Here is a 20,187-nt window from a genome sequence, read left to right on the forward strand (position 1 = left end):
CAGCGATGTGTGGAGCGGACCAGTACTAATCGGTCGAGGACTTAACCAAGAGAATGGCAACGGCAGATGGGTTGGTCCCCAAACTAGGCCGTGTTATGGATTCAGTTTTGAGGGAATAACCTCAAAGAAACACTGTGGGCTTTGCCCAAGTGTATCATGTCTGTAAGCTGCTAAAGCAACAACAGCCATGACAATATGTGCGGTGGCGATGGCAAGAAGGTCACACCTGTTCCCATCCCGAACACAGAAGTTAAGCTTCTTAGCGCCGATTGTAGTGAAGGGTTTCCCTTTGTGAGAGTAGGACGCTGCCGCGCAATTATAAAATACCTTTTGCTCCTTTGTGGGTAAAAGGTATTTTTTTGTTTTAAAGAATCGGTAAGCGTCACAAGATGGTAGATCTCGTTACGCTCAGTGACAAGAATTTCACTACAGCGTAACGAGAAGCCGTATCTTGTAACGCTACAAAGAAGAACCTCACGAAGAGCGCAACGAGCTTGTCTATCTCGTTACGGAGCTTCAGCTAGTACGTAATCGTTTCCTTTTATACTCGTAGATGATACACTGAATAGTGAAGAGTATCAGAAAGGAGAATGACAGATGGAATTTGAAAAATATGGAAATGGGTATCGAAAATTGGATGAGAGTGGCGAAGTAGTTGCAGAAATTACGTATACCCCGCTCAATGACCATACAGTAGCAGCAGATCATACATTTGTAGATCCTTCCTTACGCGGTCAAGGAGTAGCAGAAAAAATACTGGATCACATGGTAGAAGAATTGAAAAAAGAGGGCAAGAAAATCGTTCCTCGTTGCTCTTATGTAGTAGCTCAGTTCGAACGCAAGCCGGATAAATATGCAGATGTAATCGCCAAATAAAGCAAAGTAGAGGACTTTTCCAAGAAAAGTCCTCTTTACAATTTTTAGAGAATATAATATAATATTTCTTGTGCTTAAGTGCACGAACAAGCCGGATTAGCTCAGTTGGTAGAGCATCGCACTCGTAACGCGGGGGTCACAGGTTCAAGTCCTGCATCCGGCATAATACGAAAAGAGTAGATATATCAAGGTTTTGATGACCTTTGATGTGTCTATTTTTTTGTCTATTTTTAGTTGGAAATAGTTTCCACCAACTTTCCACCAACCTTTTTCAAAAACTTGCGTAATTTTTGAATGATACTCCAACGTCATTTGAAGCTTTTTTGTTCAAGTGAGTATATGTGTTAAGGGTAAAATGTTTTAATCTATTTTCTATCCATCCTGGATTCATATTAACCATATCGTTAGCAATTCATGTATTTGCAACGATTTTAGTTTTTCCTGATACCCTCGTATTCATGGTAAGGAGATATTATTACTTAAGATTGTTTTCTAACCTTCTAGTTGCTTCTTGATTGTTAAGAAAAACTTCCATTTGTTCTCTTGCCATTATATTAAGTCTCAAAGTTCGTTCTTCTTCTGATATCTTTTGTTTAATTAACTCAGCGTTCATACTTTCTAAGTTTGTTAAAACCAACAATTGTTCAATTGTCGCAGCATCACGGATATTTCCTTCAGCATCGGGATTTTCTTGACGCCACTCTTTTGCAGTTTTTCCGAAGAGAGCAACATTCAAACGGTCTGCTTCATTTGCATATTTGACACCTGCATAGGCTTTAGTGATAGCAGGTGGAATGAGATTATCTTTAATCGCATCTGTATGCACCTTGTAATTTAATTTTGCCATAGTTCGATTCAAATTCCATTCTAAATTGAAATGACTATTTTCTTTTTGTTTAAGTTGCTGGTAATCTTTAATGAGATAAAGTTTAAATTCTGCTGAAATCCATGAAGCAAACTCAAAAGCTATATCAGAATGGGCATAAGTTCCGCCATAACGTCCAGCTTGAGTGGTAATTCCAATTGCATTTGTTTTTTCTATCCACTTTGTAGGAGAAAGAACGAAAGAATTAGAACCAGACTCTAACTTTAATTCATTGAATGCGATAGAATTAAAATCTCGATTATTCATTTCTTCCCACAAACCAATATATTCAATTGTTGATCGAGTTCTAATCCAATTTTTTATTATATCGGCAGGATTTTCTTCGTTTTTGTATTTTGCAATATCTGTCAGGCTAATAAAATGTGCATCCTTTACATTTTTCGCATATACATCTACTGGTACTCCCATAGGAGTAATTGTTTCTCTAGGGGGCATATAATTCACCTTTCTAATTTAGATTTCTAAACTGGTCGAAATCGACCAGTTTAGAACGGGTATCCACAACCTGTGGATATTCATTATGTGGATAACTTTGTGAGGAGAGTCTTTTATATGGATAACAACTTCTATCAGATTAAGGTAAAATCATAGAACAAGAGAATCATCCGCATAAAGCAGGAGGCCATAGGTTCAAGTCTTACATTCAAAAATTGAAATATCAAAATTTACATGACATTTAATGTGTCAATTTTTTTAATGATTTCCTCCCACTCTTTTCAAAAACCAACATAGTTTTTGAAGGAAACGCCAACGTCATTGGAAGCCTTTTTATTCAAGTGAGTATAAGTGTTAAGTGTTGTTACAATGGTGGAGTGTCCCAATCTATTTTGAATATTCTTTATGTCCATACCTGATTCATACAATAAACTCGCATGAGTGTGCCGGAACTGATGAAGAGTAATCGGTTTTAGATCATACTTCTGAACTAGTTCTTTAAGCCATCTTGAAGCACTCCCTGTATGGTAATGACTGTTATCTTTATTGTTGAAGACAAACTGAATATGATCTTTGAGAACACGGTTTGCAATAACATTCTCTTGGTGCTGTAAATCTTTCCACTCGGAGAGAATATCTCTTGTAGTTTCATCAATTCCAATTAATCGATTAGATGATTGATTTTTGGTAAGACCAACTATCACATTTCTATCAATATCCTCGGTTAACCCCTTATTAACACTCACCATGTAATCCTCTAAATTAATATCCTTCCAGGTTAAAGCAAGAATTTCTTGCCTTCTCATTCCAGTAAAGGCAAGTAACCTAAAGAAGGCATGTTTTTTCAAATCATTTTCCTTCTCCAGACATTCAAAGAATACCTTTAAGTCTTCAACCGTATAAAAGTTCTTGTCTTCCTTTTTTCGCTCTTTGCGGGGCATTGTTACTAACTCCATTGGATTCTTATCAATAAAGTCATGCTTCATTGCAAACTTAAATACTTTAGAAGTATAACTGGCATAGGTTGAAAATTTCACATATTTTTTAGCCCAATTATTTACCATGGTTTGGCACATGGTAAGGCTAATAGCATTTATCCTTTTCTTGCCAACAACAGGATACACATGTACTTCTAAAATTTCTTTTGTTTTACGATAGGTACTTTCTCTTACTGTATTTACATACTGTTCAAGCCACATATTGCCAATCTCTTCAAAACTCTTTTGTGTCCGATTAAGATTTTCTCCTTTAAGAATCTGACGTTGGAGTTTTAGATAAGCATTGTTAGCTTCTGGTTTCGTTCGGAATCCTTGACGGGTAGCATGTTTCTTTTTTCCAGTAAAGGGGTCAGTAGCAATATATCCCTTAAATAACCAAGCTTTTGTACCGTCTTTCTTTGTGTACCTCTCAAATTTTACCATTAGATTTCCTTTCTCGGGTCAGCGAGAAAAAGATTTAATTATATTTTTGAGTGATGTATTCGTTGAATGAAATGACTTTGTCTTTTTGATTTAGAAAGGAGTACGGGTAATAGAGCATAAGGTTATAAATACCTTTAGGATCGATATTTTTGATAAGAATATTATATTTGATACCGTTACTTACAATTGCTCTCCACTTTTTGAATATACCAATGCTCATTTTTTCAGCCTTAGTCTTGTCTTTATATTTAAATACAGAACCTGGTATCGAACTAAAGCCATAAGTCATGTCGCTAGTAATACTCGAATAAATAGGGGAAAGCGAAGAGAAAATTATCGATTCAAGTTTTTTTGGATTTTTCTTATACAAGTAATTATTTAGAAACTTCTCAAAATCAACATGTATGTCATTATTGAAATCGTTAATGGAAGGTTCAAAAGTTACCTTTATCAAAGTTTCTAAATTCAAGTCAACGACAACCTTTGTTTTAAGATATATATAATCAAATAACCCATCAGATCCAAATTCCATAGAGATCAAAAAGTCAAAAATCAATTGTTCCTTATCCTCTGAAAAACTCAGTCCATTATAAATTGTATCAAAATAGTTTATACAGTCAGCATTTTGATGAAATTCTTTGATGACAATAAGATCTTTACTCGTTAATAGGTTTTCTGATAAGAAACCTTCACTAACACCACAAAATTCGGAAATAAGTTGTAATTTATATTTAGGGGGGCGTGCGTTCCCGTTCTCCCATTGTAAAGCGGAAGATGCGCTACTATTAGATATTAATTTCCCAAATTTTTCTAGTGAAAGGCCCAAATTTTTTCTTACATTACCAATATTCTTACTTAGAATAGTTGATTCATTCTGTTTCATAAAAAATCTCACCACCTTTATGTAATTTACCATCAATTGATATGATTTACAACATTTCTTTTCGTTTGTAAATAATAATAATTTCTATTGACTATATTTTGTTAATAAACTATATTGTATTTAGCATTTAGTTAAAACCAAATGACAAATTCTGGATGGAGGTGGAAAAATGGCGACCGAACTAAAAATTGATGTAGCACCGTTAATTGAAGAATATATTGAAGAGATTGTAGAGCGAGTTCTTAAGGAAGTAAGAGAAAATTCAGTGGAAAAAAAACAATTTTTAACTATTAGCGAAGTATGTGAAGAGTTTAATTGTAGTAGAAACACTTTAAATTCATGGGTTCAGAATTTTGATCTTCAAAGAATTATAGTTGGTAAAAAAATATATTTTGAAGCATCAGATTTAAGAGAACTTTTTAATGCTTTAAAAAAATAATTAAGGGTCAGCGGAAAAAAGTATGGATGAACAAAAAAATTCCATCCGAATGAACGAATGGAATAGAAAAAGTGTAGTGGCCTTTTCTATTCCCATTTTAATTCGAAACGGAATAAATTTCAATTGAAAGAGGGAGATTCAATGAACTATATTTACTCAACGGGAAATGAGATTGTTGATTCATTAAGAGGTATAAACTTCACGGGGAATATTATTCCTCAAAATTGGTATAAAACAATAGTTACTGAGAAGGGAAAACCTGATCTAACAGCAATTGTAATTTTGGCAGATATTGTTTATTGGTATAGGCCAAGGACCGTTCGTAGTGAAGAAACAGGCGAAGAGATTGGTTTGGAAAAAAAGTTCCATGACGATGATTATTTGCAAAGAAGTTATAAACAGATAGAAGAACTTTTTGGATTAAGCAAATGTTCTGCAAGAAATGCTGTGATTAGACTAGAGAATATTGGGGTAATAGAACGTATTCGAAAGAATATTCATACAAAGCAAGGAAATCCATTAAATAATGTAACGTATCTTAAATTAAAGGTTCCTGAGCTGCTTGGAATTACCTTTCCAGACCTTTATCCGAAAAAAGTAAAAAACGTTGAAAACGGGCAAAATCAAAAGAATTTCAGTATCAATAATAAAAGTGGGGTACCCCAACAAAAAAAGAGTAGTGATTCTTCTAAAATATTAAACTATCCATCTTTTATAAGTGAGACAAATACAGAGATTACCTCAAATATTACTACCGTTAATTCAATTAAAAAATCTATCAATCCATCTATTGAAGAAATAACGAAAAAATTAAGAACTAATATTTCTTATGATAATTTGGTAGAGGATAGAAGGATTGATTCAACTCAATTAAATGAAATTTTAAATATCATGGTTGACGTTTTACAACAAGAAAAAGGTGTTTTTTTTATCAGCGATAAATGGAGAGACATAGAAGAAGTTAAGGCTAGGTTCTTAGAAATAAATCAATTTCATATTGAGTATATTCTAGAATGTTTAGATAAAGTTGATACAGAAATTAAAAACTTTCGGGCTTATATAATTTCGACAGTATTTAATGCACCTACAACTATTAATTTGTACTATGCGAATAGATATGCAGTGGATCAAAAAAACTATGCTGATTATTAGATTAGTAAAAATAAGAAGCATGTATGTTAAATGTGACTGTCACATTTAACATACATGGCTAATGCAATCGATATACATGTTAGGTGCATTTGATATGCAAAAATGAGTGAAAGTGATAGCACTCAAATACTTCAGGAACCCAATAGGCACAGCCTATTTATCTAATTTTTCAAAATTAGATACGCGGGCCCCTTATGCTCTTTTTAAAATAACAAAAAAATTTGAAGGGATGATTTAATTGGATATCTTAATCAGAGATGTTGATGTTGCTTACGTGAAAGAAATAGAGAAGAAAGCGGAGCAAATAAGCAAAAATTTAGGAAAATTTTTTAGTAGAAATGAATATATTAAAATACTTATTCAAAATGATGTTGAGTTAAGGTTAGCAAAATTTAAAGAAGATAAATTTGATCAAGCGGTGGAGAATTTAACTATTACTTTAAACAATCAAGAAAGAACATTGCAAAATTTTATTGATAGCAATAGTCGATTGTTTCATATGCTGGCAAGTGGTGTAGACATTATGGAAGAGGTGTTAGAGGATGATAAATAACCAAATTAGGAAACACATAATCTTTACTACAACACATGAAGATATTATTAATAAGATGATTGATACGATTCCAGGTGTAAACTCATTTTCAGAGGCAGTCAGGTATGCAGTTCTTTCAATGGCCGATATGACTAACCAGCAACAACAAATTAATGAAATGAAACGCAAATTGAATAGCATTTCGAAGAATACGGATATCCTTGTAGAAATGGTGGCGGGGGGATTTCATAAGCTAGATGTTAAAGCGATAGGACGCCATGAAGAAAGCTATGTTTATCAGGATGCCCTAAAGCATACGGAGCATGATATTCAAATAGCAACTACAAAGAAGGCTGGAAAACAACCATATAGACAATCAACTTCAAGTATTTTCCGTTAGTAACAGGAGGTTAATAATGTGGGAAATGATAACAGTAAAGTGGTGAAAATAGATCGAGAACGATACATGGAAATCAAAATATATGCTGCTGTTAATGATTTGAGAATAGTTGATATCGTCAATCTCGCAGTAGATGAATATTTGAAAAAATCAGAAGATTTTGATCAATTCAAACAAAAATACTTGGCTCCCGAAACAAAAAAGGTCACGATTCCAGCGGAAGATTATGAAAAGTTAAAAAAAGTAGCAAAAGAGAATAACATTGACATTAGCTAACCATCTCGCTACCGGTAACTGGCAAGTTGTCACTGGCTCAGACGCTCAGAGTTGCAACGAGTACAAAAAAATCCAACCCTACTCGCAATAGGGTTGGATTTTTTGCTATCCGTGCTCGAAATCTTCACATTTCGCAACTAAATTATATCATGAACAGCACAAAAGGTTAAAGAACCAGCCTTAATCCTTTTTTAGGTAAATATCAGCTTCAGGCACATGCTTGTACAAAGTGTTGCCCTTTTCCACGTAAATATCGTACAAATCATAGCCGTACTCAAGGGCACCACCAAAGTCGGTAATCTCGATCACACCACGCAAAATACAACCTTGAAATGCGAAATCAACTTCCTGACCTTTTGAATATTTCATGGGTGGAAGGTTCTTTTCTTTAGAAAAAATCATTGCCTACATTCCTTCGGAGATTGAATCTATGGGATTGTAGTCACCATAATTGCTATCTTTTCAACATTCCCTCTCTTTTGTTATGTAATTAATTTCATAATAGAGACTAGAGTTTCTTTCTAACCTCATCTTGATACAATTCTAGAAATTGCTTGTCATAATCAGCAGTGGAAATAGATATACTTGGCATAGTCGAATTCCAGGATAAATTGAACTCAAAAATATCAGAATATATTTTTCGTCCTGACGTGTAAGTTATTTTAAATTTTGAGATATGGTTACTATCAAAATCATTTTTGTGTTTAGATACAAGATGTGTGATTGATTGTTTTGGAGCTAATTGATTATTTACAATTCTATCAATGTAATCCTTGTTGCCCAGTTTTATCATTTCCCTCGTTTTATTATCTACTTCAATGCTCTCTATATGAGCATTTGTATTTCCGAAGTTCTTAATAACAATATAGAAATGGTTTCTATTTGCTATCAGGGCTTCAGTGTAAATACTAATATATGCTCTAGAATTTTCTTCTAAGATTCTATTATTATCTTTAGAAGTTTTAACAACAGCAACAACACTTATAATAATTGCTACTATTGATAGAAAAGAACTACTCAAAGTACTAGCTAGATCCCAATTAATATTATTCCAATCTATATTGAGAAACACTTCATCACCTCATATTAGTTTTAAAAAGTCCTGATTATTAATACCCTGATTGTATCATGGTACTTTGATAATGAGATGTCTAATGAGACAGAAAAAAACTTTTTATGTTAATGAACTGCACCCCGTTATGGGAAAAAATGGAAAGATTGCTAACTCATGGGAAAATTTTCAATGTTGAGGTCATAATAAAAGAGAGAGTTTTAAAAAGTAACTAATAAATGACTTTAACTGATTCTGCCAAGATGTAGAGTAAGGGTATACCCTAAGCCGACATGACTTAATCATTGTTTTAATGAGCATTTTAGTGTCGAATATACATGTAGATTAACTACATTTGGGATTTAGTTATAATCTATATGAAAGAACAAAAGAGATTCTCGCTGATTTAGCGGAATCTCTTTTTTGTTATAGTTAATTCTTACTTATATGCTGAATAGTTCGACCTGTTGTTTTGATTTACTGGTATTCATTTTGCTTTCTTCAATTGCTTCCAGAATATTCTGGGCAATTCGATAAATTACCGGTACTACCACAGAGTTCCCAGCTTGTTTATACAAATGAGAAATTGCCATCTCAGGAAGCTTGTAGTCCTCCGGATAGCCTTGGACATTGAAACACTCTTTAGGAGTTAGTTTCCGAATCCCGTTATCAGAGAGAATAAGGGGAACATTATGTCCGCCAGTTCCCATATTTGCTGTTAAAGTGGGAACTACGTTGCTTTTATTAGCACGAACGTATTGTCTGCGCCATTGATAGACCGTATCTTGACTGATTATTGCTTCATTCAGTTTTGGATAAAATGCGTATTTATCTTCAGTATAGTAAAACTTATCTTCTATTTTTGAAGTAAAATCAATGACGTCTGTTAACTTGGTGGTCAATGGAACAGGATTTGGGAAATCAAAATTTTTATAGGCTTCACGATCTTTAAAGCCTACAATGTAAATCCGTTCTCTATTTTGTGGAATATTCCCATAATCTTTGGCGTTCAATACTTGATACTTTACATGGTAGCCATGATACTCGAGTGCTTCATGGATTACACGAAATGTATTTCCGTTATCATGTCCGACAAGATTCTTAACGTTCTCAAGGAAAACTACTTGGGGTTGCTTTTCCTTTATGAATCGTAATGTTTCAAAGAACAAGTCTCCCCGCTCATCCTCAAAACCTTTACGATAACCAGCTACTGAGAAAGCTTGGCAAGGAAACCCCGCTAGTAATACGTCAACGTCAGGGACATCGTCTGGATTTAGGTTATGAATATCCTCAACAACCAATTCATTTTCGAAATTTTCTTGGTACGTAATGGCAGCATTCTTGTCGAACTCATTTGCCCAGACAGTCTTAAAAGCTCCTGTCATTTCAAAACCAAGATCAATTCCACCCACGCCTGCAAATAAACTCATTACACTGTAAGTCATAACATTTTTCCTCCTTAAATTCGCGGCGCGCCGCAAATTTATTCTATCAGATTTTTTGTTGAAATACCATTTAAAAAACTCAAAGAGGTATGTCTATATATATATACGCAAAAAAACAGAAAAAACTTTATTTTTCTTTGCTATAATTGAATAAAATACAAAATAATGGAGAATGTTCAATGGCAAATATATTTTGGCAAGGGCAACCGCAATCAATGCAAAAGGAATACATTGAATTTCTAAAAATAGTAGGTTCCCTATCAAATCTATTTTCTGACAGTTCAGACCCATATTTATACTACAGAGCACATGAGAATTTATTTTGTCAGGTATTTAATGCTAAGAACCTTGCTAGAGGAGATATTTCTTTCGATGCTATAAAAGATGGTATGGGGATTGGGCTTAAAACGTTTATCAATGGCAATGGGAAAACCTTTCAAAAAGTCGCAGAATTCAATTCTGACAGCCACTTGATTCGAGGTTTAGGAAGTGACGAGGAAATCGTTCAAAAGATCGCTGAGCTGAGAAATAAGCGGATAAATCTAACTCAAAACGTAGCTGGCACAAATCAAAGTCTATATCACATGGTTACCCGTGAACGTGGCAAAATGAATGTAATAGAGACTACCATGGATCCTGTAGATATCAATTCCATCAGATTAAATAATAAACAAAGCAGAAATACGATTAAATTTAAGGATAAGTACAATGAATATTCTTTCTCTCTCTCTAAAAATACATTATTAAAGCGTTTTGACACGTCTGATTCTGAAATTATCATGCAATTTGATGTCGATATACTGGATAATCCGTTTGAATTTCTTACAAGAAATAAAATATTGGCTCAGAGGACTTTACAGCCTGTTATTGAGGAGGAAGAATACATTATTCTGCCTTTATATTCGCCCAGATCAAAAGTAGTTGAAGAAAAATCCGGACTTAATCAATGGAATGCAGGGGGGAGGACACGTGATATAGACGAAGTATATATCCCGATACCATCCTGGATTCATGATACCTTCGGTGATTTCTTTGTATACAGTCGTAAATTCAAGGGCAAATCCGCAAAAGATTCACCAGTTTTTGATGTAGAACTTCCTAGCGGAGAAGTTATGTCATGCAAGGTGGCACAACAAGGCGGTAAAGCGTTGATGTCCAATCCTAACAAAGCCCTCGGGAAATGGATTCTTAGAGATGTTTTAAAAATCAAAGAAGGTACACTTTTAAAAATGGAAATGCTGGAAGAAGTAGGGATAGACAGTGTGAAGCTGACTAAAAAAAATGATGGTTATTACTATTTAGATTTTATGGAAAGTGGATCGTTCGAGCTGTTCGAGGAGAATAATAAGAGTTAAGTATTTAGCAACCTTTGTACTACAAAGGGGTAGGTGAATATGGTTGATAATCTAACAAAAGAACAGAGAAGGAAAAATATGCAGGCTATTCGCTCTCAATCTCAATTAGAAAACTTAGTTTCGAAAGCGCTTTGGCATGAAGGATTAAGGTTCAGGAAAAATACAAAAGATTTGTATGGTAAACCTGACATTTCAATAAAGAAGTATAAAATAGTTATATTTATTGATTCGTGTTTTTGGCATGGCTGTCCAATACACGAAAATAAGCCATTAACTAATCAAGGGTATTGGAATAAAAAAATAAAAAGAAATAGAGATAGGGATAGAAAAGTTACCCAGTATTATGTTGATAATAACTGGAATATCCTTCGAATCTGGGAGCATGATTTAAAAGATAATTTCGAAAACGTAATTAAAAGTGTAAACGATTTTATCATAAAGTCAAAGATGTAATTTACAACGTATAAAATAGTTTAGTAATTGAAAAATAAATTTGTAAGGTTGACGAACGAAGGGTGTGGATTTTTGCTGTGGGAAATAGGATTATAGACACTGATGCTCAAGCGTCGGCCTTAGGATGGGATTTTCAAAGTAGTTTGGCTTTGTTTTATATTATTGATGATATAAAAAAATTGGAAAAGGTAAAAGTAGAGGGTAAGACAGAGGATATTGAGCTAGAGTATCACACTGGCGAAAAAATATACATTCAGGCAAAATCACAACTTGATCCTTTTAGTAATTCGAATGCTGACAAGCACTTAAGAAATGCATTGAAAGCATTAATAAATACGTCTCAAAAATGTGAGTATACACATTTAATATACGGAACTAATATTAGTAATCCTTTTGTATATAAAGGTTTTAATCAGCTATTCTCGGGTTATCCAACAAATTATTCTTTCAATGAATTACCAAATAAAATAAAAGAAAAAATTGAAAAAAATATTATAAAAGTGGCTTCAGAAGAAAAGTTATCATTAGAATTATTCAATTATGATAAATTACGAATAATTACACTTCCTTTTTTTGGGGACCATGATGATACTAGATACCGATTCGTTAAAGAAAAAGTATTTGTTTTTTTAAGTAAAATTGGGCTAAATATGGTGGAAGCTAATCGTATTTATAAAGTTTTTTTACTAGATTTCACTAAAAATGCATCTAAATCTATACACATAGACAAAGAAGATTTAGCATGGACAATAATTGTTTGTGCATTAGACACTAGTGATGATGAATTTTTTGATGAATTTGATTTAGATATAGGTCAACAAGATGAAATAGAAAGAAGATATGAAGGATTTATAGATAGAAAAACACTAGATTTTTCTCTACTGAATGAAGTAGAACAGCACTTTAAAGAAATGCATTTAAAAAAATGCTTCACTATTAATAGAACAGCTCCTAAAGAGTTTATAAATAGAACTGTTGATTATTATGAGAAAAAAATTTTTTTCAAAGAATCAAATGATTTAACAAAAGACGTGACAAAGTTTATTATTTGGAAAATTTTGAAAAAGCGTAAACTGATTCTACGTTTGAGTAAAGAGGTGGGGCTATGAGAATAAAAAAATTAAATCTTTTTTATCAAGGGATTACAAGGGAAATTGTATTTAAAAATAATACACTGATATTCAGTGACGTTAACAGCACAGGTAAATCATCTCTTTTACGACTTCTATTTTATTCTATGGGATATAATATTCCTCAAACAAAAGGCTTGAAATTTAACAACATTGAAACTAGTTTAGAGCTTGAAACAGTCACCGGGATAACTTCTATAAATAGAAAAAGTGATTGGATTAGGATTAGCTATAAAGATGATAGCTCTTTAGAATATTTTCTTCCAGATGATGAAGAGTTAGTTTTGGCTGAGGTATGGGGATGTAAAAACACTATATTAACTAAGAATATACTTGGAGCCATATATATGGACCAAGAAAAAGGTTGGACATTATTAAATAGAGGGACAGTAATCGGGAACATAAAATTTAAAGTTGAGGATTTGCTAGAAGGGCTATCTGAAAGAGACATAACAAGCCAAAAAATAGAGCTTGAAAATGTTAATTCCGAAATAAAAAAATATACACAAATATTAAATATAGTTAATTATAAGGATCATCTTTCTCAATTAAACAACGATTCCCTTTTTGGAACTGATTATGTAACAGAACTCGAGCAAAAACTTCAGATAAAAAAAATTCATAAAAGTGAATTGGACTTCAAAATACAAGATTTAGAAAATAGCTTAAAGGAGAATAAGCAGTTTATTAATTATATTGAGAAAATGAAATTAGTAGTGAAAGATCCTGAAAGTGATATTGAAATCCCTGTAAGAGAGAATACAATAGTTCATTACCATCAAAATCAAAAATATACGCAGGCACGTATAGCTTTATTAAGTAGAGAACAATCTCAAGTTGAAAAAGAAATACGTGATCTTTTATTAAAAATTAAAGAAGCCAGTAACCTATTCACCTTGCAAAGTGAGGTAGAAAAAGTTGACTATTTAATATCAAATATTAATTTACCTTATGAACAAATTGACCGAACCCTATCTTTATTGAAATCAAAGAAAAAAAATTTAAATAAAGTAATTAAAGAAAAATTATCTATTAGTAATGAAATACTAATTAACTTACATTTTAGAATCCTTGATTATGCAAAAAAATTAAATGTAGATTCATATATAAATCAAGATAGTGATTATATTTTTACCTCTGATTTAAAATCTCTTAGCGGTTCTGTGCTTCACAAAATAGTTTTTTCTTTTAAAATGGCTTATATAATTGAATTACAAAAATATCTTGGATATAAGCTACCCATAGTTCTGGATTCTCCTAGTGGGCGAGAGCTTGATCAACAAAATGTAGAAGATACGTTTAACATAATAAACAGTGATTTTTCAGAAAATCAAATTATTGTAGCATCAATCTATAAATACAATAATTTTATTCCCGATGAAGTAGTGGAGTTAAAAGATAAAATATTCTCCGAAATATAATTGAAAATCAAAAGTGAGGAGTAATGATGTGCTGTCTGAACAGAATTATATAAAAATACTTGACTACTTTGATAAACATTGTTGTTTGTAGCAAAATAAAAGTGCAGAGTTTTGAAACGAAAAAGTACACAACGCTGCAATGAAAAAAGTCCATTGCTGACACCTGAATGAATAACCTACAATAGAGTTGTCGAGACTTATATTGGAGGATCAAAAAGGATGTTAACAATGGACCAAATAAATCATATCAAAGAAATCAGGAATGAAAAAGGCCTTTCCATCAATCAGATTGCGAAAAGCGAAGGAATCAACTGGCGAACTGCCAAGAAATATGCGGATACGGATATTTTACCGAAAGAACGCAGGCGAACGAAAAGCGGCATGATGTATGAAGATGGCTGGAATGAAATCATTGATGGGTGGTTATTTGAAGACAGCCGGGAAACCCGGAAAAACCGACGCACCAGAAAAGCGCTCTTTGAACAACTCAAAAAGCTGGGCTTTTCTGGCAGTTACCGCACTGTCTGTCAGTACATTCAGAATACCCAGAAAGAGGCAGCTAAAGCGGATGCGTTCGAAAAACTGGATCACCCCGCCGGGGAGGCACAGCTGGATTTTGGAACGTATCGGGTCGCGTATAAAAATGAGTTGCGGATCATCAAGTTGCTTGTCTTGGCCTATCCCTATTCCAATCGGGCTTTCGCAGTTGCATTACCACGAGAAAATCGGGAGTGTTTCCTGAATGGCCTGAAGCACTTGTTTGAGCTTTCCGGTGGTGTCCCCACAGAGATCCGCATAGATAATCTGGCCGCGGCTGTCATAAAACCGAAAAAAGGTAATAAAGACACGGTTTTTTCGGATGAATTTGAACAGTTTCGTGCCTATTACCGCTTCAATGCCGTTGCCTGCAATGCTTACTCTGGGCATGAAAAAGGCGCAGTTGAAAACAAGGTGGGTTATATCCGCTACAATTTTTTTGATGAAATCCCTCGGATGGAAAGCTTTGAACAGCTGACGGAGTGGCTCGATCAACGTTTGGCGGAAGACAGCATTCGGAATCATTATCAAAAACACCTGACAATCAGTGAACTGTGGGACAGCGAATCAGCTTCTCTCCTGCGATTACCGATAGAGTCTTACCCGGTGTTCAGCTATCGGGAGGGAAAGACCAACAAATATGGTGAATTAACCATTGATGGCGAAGCCATCCACATCCCAAAAGCAGGTCGTAACAGCCACCTATTGGTGAAAGTTACCTGGAATAATTTTACCTGTGTAAATGCCAATGGCGAAATTGTTCATGAAGGCTATCGCCCGTATATGAATGAATCCACACCGGTCGATTGGCAGCAAAAGTTCGCGGATTGGCAGATAAAACCCCGTGCACTCAAGCATTCACGCTATACAAAGCTTCTTCCGGGTAACATCAAGCTCTATTTGATGGATCCGGACCTGTCCACTGTCCGGGCGCGACTGCGTCAAATACATGGCTTGTTGGATCATTACACACTTGAAGAAGTACAAGAACGGTTTGAAAAACTGGTATTAGCCAACCTGGGCGTAACTGAGAACCAGAGTCAGTTTGACATGGCCCGCTACGACCAACTGAGTCCGAAGGCGGTGCAACAGTCATGAGGCCGGACCTGAGGGATTTATGTCGGAAGTTAAGACTGGCACATGTCTATGATTACGCCATGCGCACTGACATTTCGGATGAAGAGCAGCATGCCATAATCGCCTGCCTGAGGCATGAACAGGAGCAAAGGGAAATCGCAAAAGCGAACCGGCTTGTTAAACAGGCCGGGTTCCATAGCGAAAAGCAGCTGCAAAATTACGTCTGGCATCAGCAGATTAGTTTTCCTTATTATCTGACTAAGGAAGACTTGATTACACTTGAATTCATAGACAAAAAAGAAAATCTTATTTTTATCGGAACCCCCGGGACAGGAAAGACCTCCTTAGCGACTGCGCTGGGGCTTGAGGCCTGTAAAGTCGGTAAGCAGGTCCGCTTCTACCGCGTCCTGGACTTGGTGGACAAACTGTTGCGGGCCACCAAAAAAGGAACCTTGGAGCGAACCCGCAAGAATATCCAGAACTGTGATTTATTGATTTTGGACGAACTGGGCTATCTCCCGTTAGATCAAGAAGGAGCCGAACTGCTCTTCCATCTTATCTCGGATTTTTATGAACGGAAAAGCCTGATCATCACAACGAATCTTGAATTCAGCGCCTGGAACAAGGTTTTCCAAGACCCACGGTTAACAAGTGCGTTAGTTGATCGATTGATCCATCATGCCCATATCTTTTCATTTTCAGGGGAAAGTTATCGTTTTACCAATGCATTATCAACCAAGAAAAATTGAATAATCAGGGTCAGCAATGTTCTGCACGATTGCGCTGCAAACTTCTGCACTTTCAGCTTGCAAAATACAATTGTTGGGGAAGAAAAACTGATGAAACTAATTGGAGTTACTACGGCCTTGTTCTGGATTGGTATTTTGATGAATCAGTATTAGCTTTCGATTTTCTAAATATAGAGGATTTTTTTGATTGTAACGGGGATTTTACCTATGTAGATACTGACACCCTGAAAGACCAATACAAAAATGCGACACCAAGAAAACGCTTGCAAGTTTTAGAGAATATTTTAAATATTTTAAAGCATACATCCGTAAATAAGGAACAAAATACTAATATGATTCAAGTGGTTATTCAAGTTTTACTTAGAGATAGTGTGAAGATAATTAACCCGGAGACGGGTTATATTTTACTTGAAGCTAACGATATTATTGATTATGGTTCTTACTGTAATATAGTCCGTGTTAAAGAAGGATTGCTAAAGAAGGTATTAAAGCCTGAATATTTTGAAGATGAGCAATTAAGAAAACGTATGAAATATGAGTATGAGAACATGAGTAAACTTAGGGCTTGCCCGTATATTTTGAATGTATATACATTCAATGTTGAGGATAATTCTTATCTAATGGAACAAGGTGACAAGAATCTTTTCAAACACTTAAATGACGAATTAGAACTTACCTTTGAGGATAAATTGAAAATTATATCAGATATTCTGTCTGGAATGACATTTGCACATAATCATTCAATAATTCATAGGGACTTACACCTGGGAAACATACTAAAGATAGGGAGCGATTTTGTAATATGTGACTTTGGATTGAGTAAGGATTTATCAATAGAGAGAAGTATGAAATCTTCTCATACAGAGAAAAATAATCATCTCTTTGTAGATCCACTTGCTATTACGGATTTTAAAAAACTAGACTTACAAAGCGATATATACTCAATTGGGAAAATTATTGATTATATATTTACATCTAATGGAGCTATTGATGATCATATATTTAAAACTATAGTTGAGCGAAGTACTTCTAGAAATAAGTCACTTCGATATGATTCTGTTGAGCAGATTATAAATGAAATAGAATTAGTTTTGAAAAATCAAAGCCAGAGGGATCGTAAAAAATCTACTATTACAAAAATATTAAACGAACAGTATGATACTCAGGTTCACGAATATATTATGGACTTAGTAGAGATTGATCGAATTTGTAAATTCATAGTGACACATCAGCTATCAACTTTTGGGAAAATAATTGAGCAATTTGAGAGTGCCTATCAAATCAAAATAACTCAATCGATTGCTTATGGTTATTCGGAAGCTACTGGGTATGGAGGATGGGGAAACTACGACATTTTTGCAAGTATTTCTTACTACCTATGCAAAAATTCACAGGATATAAAAGTTATAGAACTTGCAAAAAATATATTAGAAGAATGTGCAGACATAAGGTATTTTGCAAAGGACTTGTTAGAAGAAATTTCAGATTAAATCTAGATTTCATAACATTCTGAATTGGTTAGTTAAATCCTTTTCTCGCTGACCCATATGGAATCAAATTCCACCAACTTTCCACCAACCAATATGAAGTTTCCTTGAAGTGAGCGGGTGGTATTCCAAAATCGAATTCCTTTTAGATAAGGCTTTTGATGTCTTTTGATTTCACCTGAAACCTCCGTAAAATAGAGCATCGCACTCGTAACGCGGGGGTCACAGGTTCAAGTCCTGCATCCGGCATAATAAGAAGAATGTAGATATATCAAGGATTTAGCAATCTTTGATATATCTTTTTTTGTACCATTTTGGGATGCTACAAAACTAATCACTACAAAAACATCATGTTATGTTTCTAATCTTGTCTTGTAATGTACCATATAGAATAATGAATACAGAAGGAGGTAATTAGGTGGATATAGGTTCAAGATTAAAAGAAGGGCGTATGAAGAAAAATTTAACCCAACAGGAAGCTGCAGACCAGTTGAATGTATCTCGATCCACTATATCTAGTTGGGAAAATGAGCGGACGTACCCTGATTTGGAATCCCTTATTTCATTGAGTGATTTATATGAGCAATCCTTGGATGAACTGTTAAGAGAGGATCAAAAAGTAGTGGAGAATATAACATCGGAGACAAAAAAGAGTAAAAGAAGGAAGTACATCATTTTAGGGTTGCTACTATTCTTTATTCCCCTAACCCTTATTCTCGGATATCAAGGTTGGCGGAATAACAAAGTGATGAATCCTCATAACGTGGAGGACTTTGTTGTCTCATTAAATGGAGAATCACTGAATAATAAAAGTGTTGTGACTCTTCAGGTCAAAATTGATTCCTTTCATGAATATACGGGATACTTCATAGATACTGATACCGAAAAAACAATCTTACAAATTGAAATATATCAAAATTTTACATTTGGGAAATCCAACAACGAAGAAATTATTGTGGTTCCACTTCAAGGGGCATTTGAACTGGAGAACATCGAAGAAATAAGAGTTGTAAATTTGTTAGAGTCACAGGTGAAATCAATATATATAAAATAGAATTTACCTGTAAAAGGAAATAGATAGATCAAGGCTTCCCCTTCGATCTATCTATTTTTTTGTCGCTGTTTTTTTTTTCAAACTTTGCTCTGAGACTGTTTGATATAATGATTAAAAGGAGACTGAGAGGAAAATAATGGTAAGAGATAATAGGAGGGCTAGAACGTGATTATAGGTTTTGAAGATAAATATTCTGACGAGGTAAAAGAATTATTGAAAAGCAATCCTTATTATTTTTCATATGGAGAGAAAGCTGAGAAGAGTATCGTTGCATTAGAAAGTAATAAGCTAATCGGAATTGGAAGCTTATGGAAGAACACGATGCATCCCAATAGAGAATACATAGGAATTTATATTTCTCCCGACTATCGTAACAAGGGAATTGGTGGAAAAATGTATGACGACTTATATGCGTCCTCTCCTACAAAAAAACTCCAGACTTCTATTTCATCAAAGGATACGGTTGCCATTTCATTTTTATCAAAATTTGAATTTCATCTTGCTAGAAAGTGTTACACTCCAATTCTAAGAGAAGCACTTTTTGATATTAATAGTGAACCGAGAGGGAAGATAACGTCGTTTAACGGTCTTACCAATCAACAAAAAGAAGAACTTCTCGCCATTCAGATGAAGATTTATAGGGAATTCCATAAACACATTAACCCTTTAAGTGAGAGCATTTCAGATCAAACTTGGAAGGATATTGTTTTAGATAACATAGACGAAGAAAATTCCTTTTTATTACTGAGAGAAGAAAAAATAGAAGCTTATATCCTTTCTTATCATGGTGAGAATGAAAAAGAAATTGATATTGGTTACATAGGAGGAAAAAATCTGCTGCAATTGGATGAGTATCTTCCTTTTTATAAAAGAGCGGTGAATAAACTGTTGGAGCGTTTTGCTAACGTTTCAATAGAAGCGGATGATGTAGATCCGTTTGCTTCAGCTGTATTGAACCTTTTCCCATATGACAAAAGTGATTCTTGGGATGCATATACAATAGACTAAAGTAAAAAATCTGTAAACTTGGCAATGACTATTTATCTTTATTCCTGAATAATTCATAGTTTTTCTAATATGCTCTCTAAACCTTGTCCCGTCCTTGTTTTTCATATTGTTATCCGACAC

The 20,187-nt window shown here is 34.3% G+C and carries 21 protein-coding genes, 1 tRNA gene and 1 rRNA gene; 17 read left to right on the forward strand and 6 right to left on the reverse strand.

The window, feature by feature from the left end; all coding sequences use genetic code 11:
• Window positions 1-198 precede the first annotated feature (198 nt).
• The 3 genes from rrf to PVE40_RS09615 all read left to right on the forward strand — a co-directional run bounded on the left by rrf (window position 199) and on the right by PVE40_RS09615 (window position 1,039).
• A 5S ribosomal RNA gene (gene rrf / locus PVE40_RS09605) occupies window positions 199-314 on the forward strand.
• Between the two features lie 283 nt (window positions 315-597).
• Window positions 598-876, forward strand: coding sequence for a GNAT family N-acetyltransferase (locus PVE40_RS09610; RefSeq protein WP_274731702.1), 279 nt, complete (start codon window positions 598-600; stop codon window positions 874-876).
• Between the two features lie 90 nt (window positions 877-966).
• Window positions 967-1,039: transfer RNA gene (locus PVE40_RS09615), tRNA-Thr, on the forward strand.
• A 312-nt stretch (window positions 1,040-1,351) separates the two neighbouring features.
• On the opposite strand, the gene PVE40_RS09620 is transcribed toward PVE40_RS09615, so the two are convergent.
• The 3 genes from PVE40_RS09620 to PVE40_RS09630 all read right to left on the reverse strand — a co-directional run bounded on the left by PVE40_RS09620 (window position 1,352) and on the right by PVE40_RS09630 (window position 4,501).
• The gene (locus PVE40_RS09620; protein ID WP_274731704.1) at window positions 1,352-2,197 is read right to left on the reverse strand and encodes a KilA-N domain-containing protein; all 846 of its coding nucleotides are present in this window, start codon (window positions 2,195-2,197) and stop codon (window positions 1,352-1,354) included.
• Window positions 2,198-2,478: 281 nt separating this feature from the next.
• Window positions 2,479-3,618, reverse strand: coding sequence for a tyrosine-type recombinase/integrase (locus PVE40_RS09625; RefSeq protein ID WP_274731705.1), 1,140 nt, complete (start codon window positions 3,616-3,618; stop codon window positions 2,479-2,481).
• Window positions 3,619-3,652: 34 nt separating this feature from the next.
• Window positions 3,653-4,501, reverse strand: coding sequence for a helix-turn-helix domain-containing protein (locus tag PVE40_RS09630; protein ID WP_274731706.1), 849 nt, complete (start codon window positions 4,499-4,501; stop codon window positions 3,653-3,655).
• 169 nt (window positions 4,502-4,670) lie between these two features.
• Here PVE40_RS09630 and PVE40_RS09635 point away from each other — a divergent pair, with 169 nt between their 5' ends.
• From PVE40_RS09635 to PVE40_RS09655, 5 genes are all read left to right on the forward strand, one after another.
• Complete coding sequence (locus tag PVE40_RS09635; RefSeq protein ID WP_274731707.1) at window positions 4,671-4,940, forward strand: helix-turn-helix domain-containing protein; 270 nt, start codon at window positions 4,671-4,673, stop codon at window positions 4,938-4,940.
• 141 nt (window positions 4,941-5,081) lie between these two features.
• The gene (locus PVE40_RS09640) at window positions 5,082-6,092 is read left to right on the forward strand and encodes a DUF6017 domain-containing protein (protein ID WP_274731708.1); all 1,011 of its coding nucleotides are present in this window, start codon (window positions 5,082-5,084) and stop codon (window positions 6,090-6,092) included.
• 238 nt (window positions 6,093-6,330) lie between these two features.
• Window positions 6,331-6,645: a hypothetical protein gene (locus tag PVE40_RS09645; RefSeq protein WP_274731709.1), complete on the forward strand. Its 315-nt coding sequence runs from the start codon at window positions 6,331-6,333 to the stop codon at window positions 6,643-6,645.
• Complete coding sequence (locus PVE40_RS09650) at window positions 6,635-7,024, forward strand: hypothetical protein (RefSeq protein WP_274731710.1); 390 nt, start codon at window positions 6,635-6,637, stop codon at window positions 7,022-7,024. The genes PVE40_RS09645 and PVE40_RS09650 overlap by 11 nt, the downstream gene beginning before the upstream one ends.
• An 18-nt stretch (window positions 7,025-7,042) precedes the next feature.
• Window positions 7,043-7,300, forward strand: coding sequence for a hypothetical protein (locus tag PVE40_RS09655; RefSeq protein ID WP_274731711.1), 258 nt, complete (start codon window positions 7,043-7,045; stop codon window positions 7,298-7,300).
• 180 nt (window positions 7,301-7,480) lie between these two features.
• On the opposite strand, the gene PVE40_RS09660 is transcribed toward PVE40_RS09655, so the two are convergent.
• The 3 genes from PVE40_RS09660 to PVE40_RS09670 form a co-directional block, all read right to left on the reverse strand.
• Window positions 7,481-7,702, reverse strand: coding sequence for a hypothetical protein (locus tag PVE40_RS09660; RefSeq protein ID WP_274731713.1), 222 nt, complete (start codon window positions 7,700-7,702; stop codon window positions 7,481-7,483).
• 106 nt (window positions 7,703-7,808) lie between these two features.
• A complete protein-coding gene (locus PVE40_RS09665) occupies window positions 7,809-8,372 on the reverse strand; it encodes a hypothetical protein (RefSeq protein WP_274731714.1) in 564 nt (187 codons plus the stop codon).
• A gap of 422 nt (window positions 8,373-8,794) precedes the next feature.
• Window positions 8,795-9,796, reverse strand: coding sequence for a DNA cytosine methyltransferase (locus PVE40_RS09670; protein ID WP_274731715.1), 1,002 nt, complete (start codon window positions 9,794-9,796; stop codon window positions 8,795-8,797).
• A 179-nt stretch (window positions 9,797-9,975) separates the two neighbouring features.
• Between PVE40_RS09670 and PVE40_RS09675 the strand changes: the two genes are divergently transcribed.
• The 9 genes from PVE40_RS09675 to PVE40_RS09715 all read left to right on the forward strand — a co-directional run bounded on the left by PVE40_RS09675 (window position 9,976) and on the right by PVE40_RS09715 (window position 20,067).
• Complete coding sequence (locus PVE40_RS09675; RefSeq protein WP_274731716.1) at window positions 9,976-11,151, forward strand: phospholipase D-like domain-containing protein; 1,176 nt, start codon at window positions 9,976-9,978, stop codon at window positions 11,149-11,151.
• 39 nt (window positions 11,152-11,190) lie between these two features.
• Window positions 11,191-11,604, forward strand: a complete 414-nt coding sequence (locus tag PVE40_RS09680; protein ID WP_274731717.1) for a very short patch repair endonuclease — start codon at window positions 11,191-11,193, stop codon at window positions 11,602-11,604.
• A gap of 77 nt (window positions 11,605-11,681) precedes the next feature.
• Window positions 11,682-12,713 carry a hypothetical protein gene (locus tag PVE40_RS09685; protein ID WP_274731718.1) on the forward strand — a complete coding sequence of 344 codons (1,032 nt, stop codon included), beginning with the start codon at window positions 11,682-11,684 and terminating at the stop codon, window positions 12,711-12,713.
• Entirely contained in the window at window positions 12,710-14,155 is a 1,446-nt protein-coding gene (locus PVE40_RS09690; RefSeq protein ID WP_274731719.1) for a hypothetical protein, read from the forward strand. The genes PVE40_RS09685 and PVE40_RS09690 overlap by 4 nt, the downstream gene beginning before the upstream one ends.
• Window positions 14,156-14,374: 219 nt before the next feature.
• Window positions 14,375-15,790: an IS21 family transposase gene (istA, locus tag PVE40_RS09695; protein ID WP_274731720.1), complete on the forward strand. Its 1,416-nt coding sequence runs from the start codon at window positions 14,375-14,377 to the stop codon at window positions 15,788-15,790.
• On the forward strand, window positions 15,787-16,518 hold the full coding sequence (gene istB, locus PVE40_RS09700; protein ID WP_274731721.1) for an IS21-like element helper ATPase IstB: 732 nt from the start codon (window positions 15,787-15,789) through the stop codon (window positions 16,516-16,518). The genes istA and istB overlap by 4 nt, the downstream gene beginning before the upstream one ends.
• The gene (locus tag PVE40_RS09705; RefSeq protein WP_274731722.1) at window positions 16,515-18,008 is read left to right on the forward strand and encodes a protein kinase domain-containing protein; all 1,494 of its coding nucleotides are present in this window, start codon (window positions 16,515-16,517) and stop codon (window positions 18,006-18,008) included. The genes istB and PVE40_RS09705 overlap by 4 nt, the downstream gene beginning before the upstream one ends.
• Window positions 18,009-18,423: 415 nt before the next feature.
• Window positions 18,424-19,059: a helix-turn-helix domain-containing protein gene (locus PVE40_RS09710; RefSeq protein ID WP_274731723.1), complete on the forward strand. Its 636-nt coding sequence runs from the start codon at window positions 18,424-18,426 to the stop codon at window positions 19,057-19,059.
• 165 nt (window positions 19,060-19,224) lie between these two features.
• Window positions 19,225-20,067 (forward strand): GNAT family N-acetyltransferase, encoded by an 843-nt coding sequence (locus PVE40_RS09715; protein ID WP_274731724.1) that lies wholly within the window; start codon window positions 19,225-19,227, stop codon window positions 20,065-20,067.
• Window positions 20,068-20,187 lie beyond the last annotated feature (120 nt).

Source organism: Jeotgalibaca caeni (assembly GCF_028863945.1).
In the GTDB taxonomy this organism is placed as follows: Bacteria; Bacillota; Bacilli; order Lactobacillales; family Aerococcaceae; genus Jeotgalibaca; species Jeotgalibaca caeni.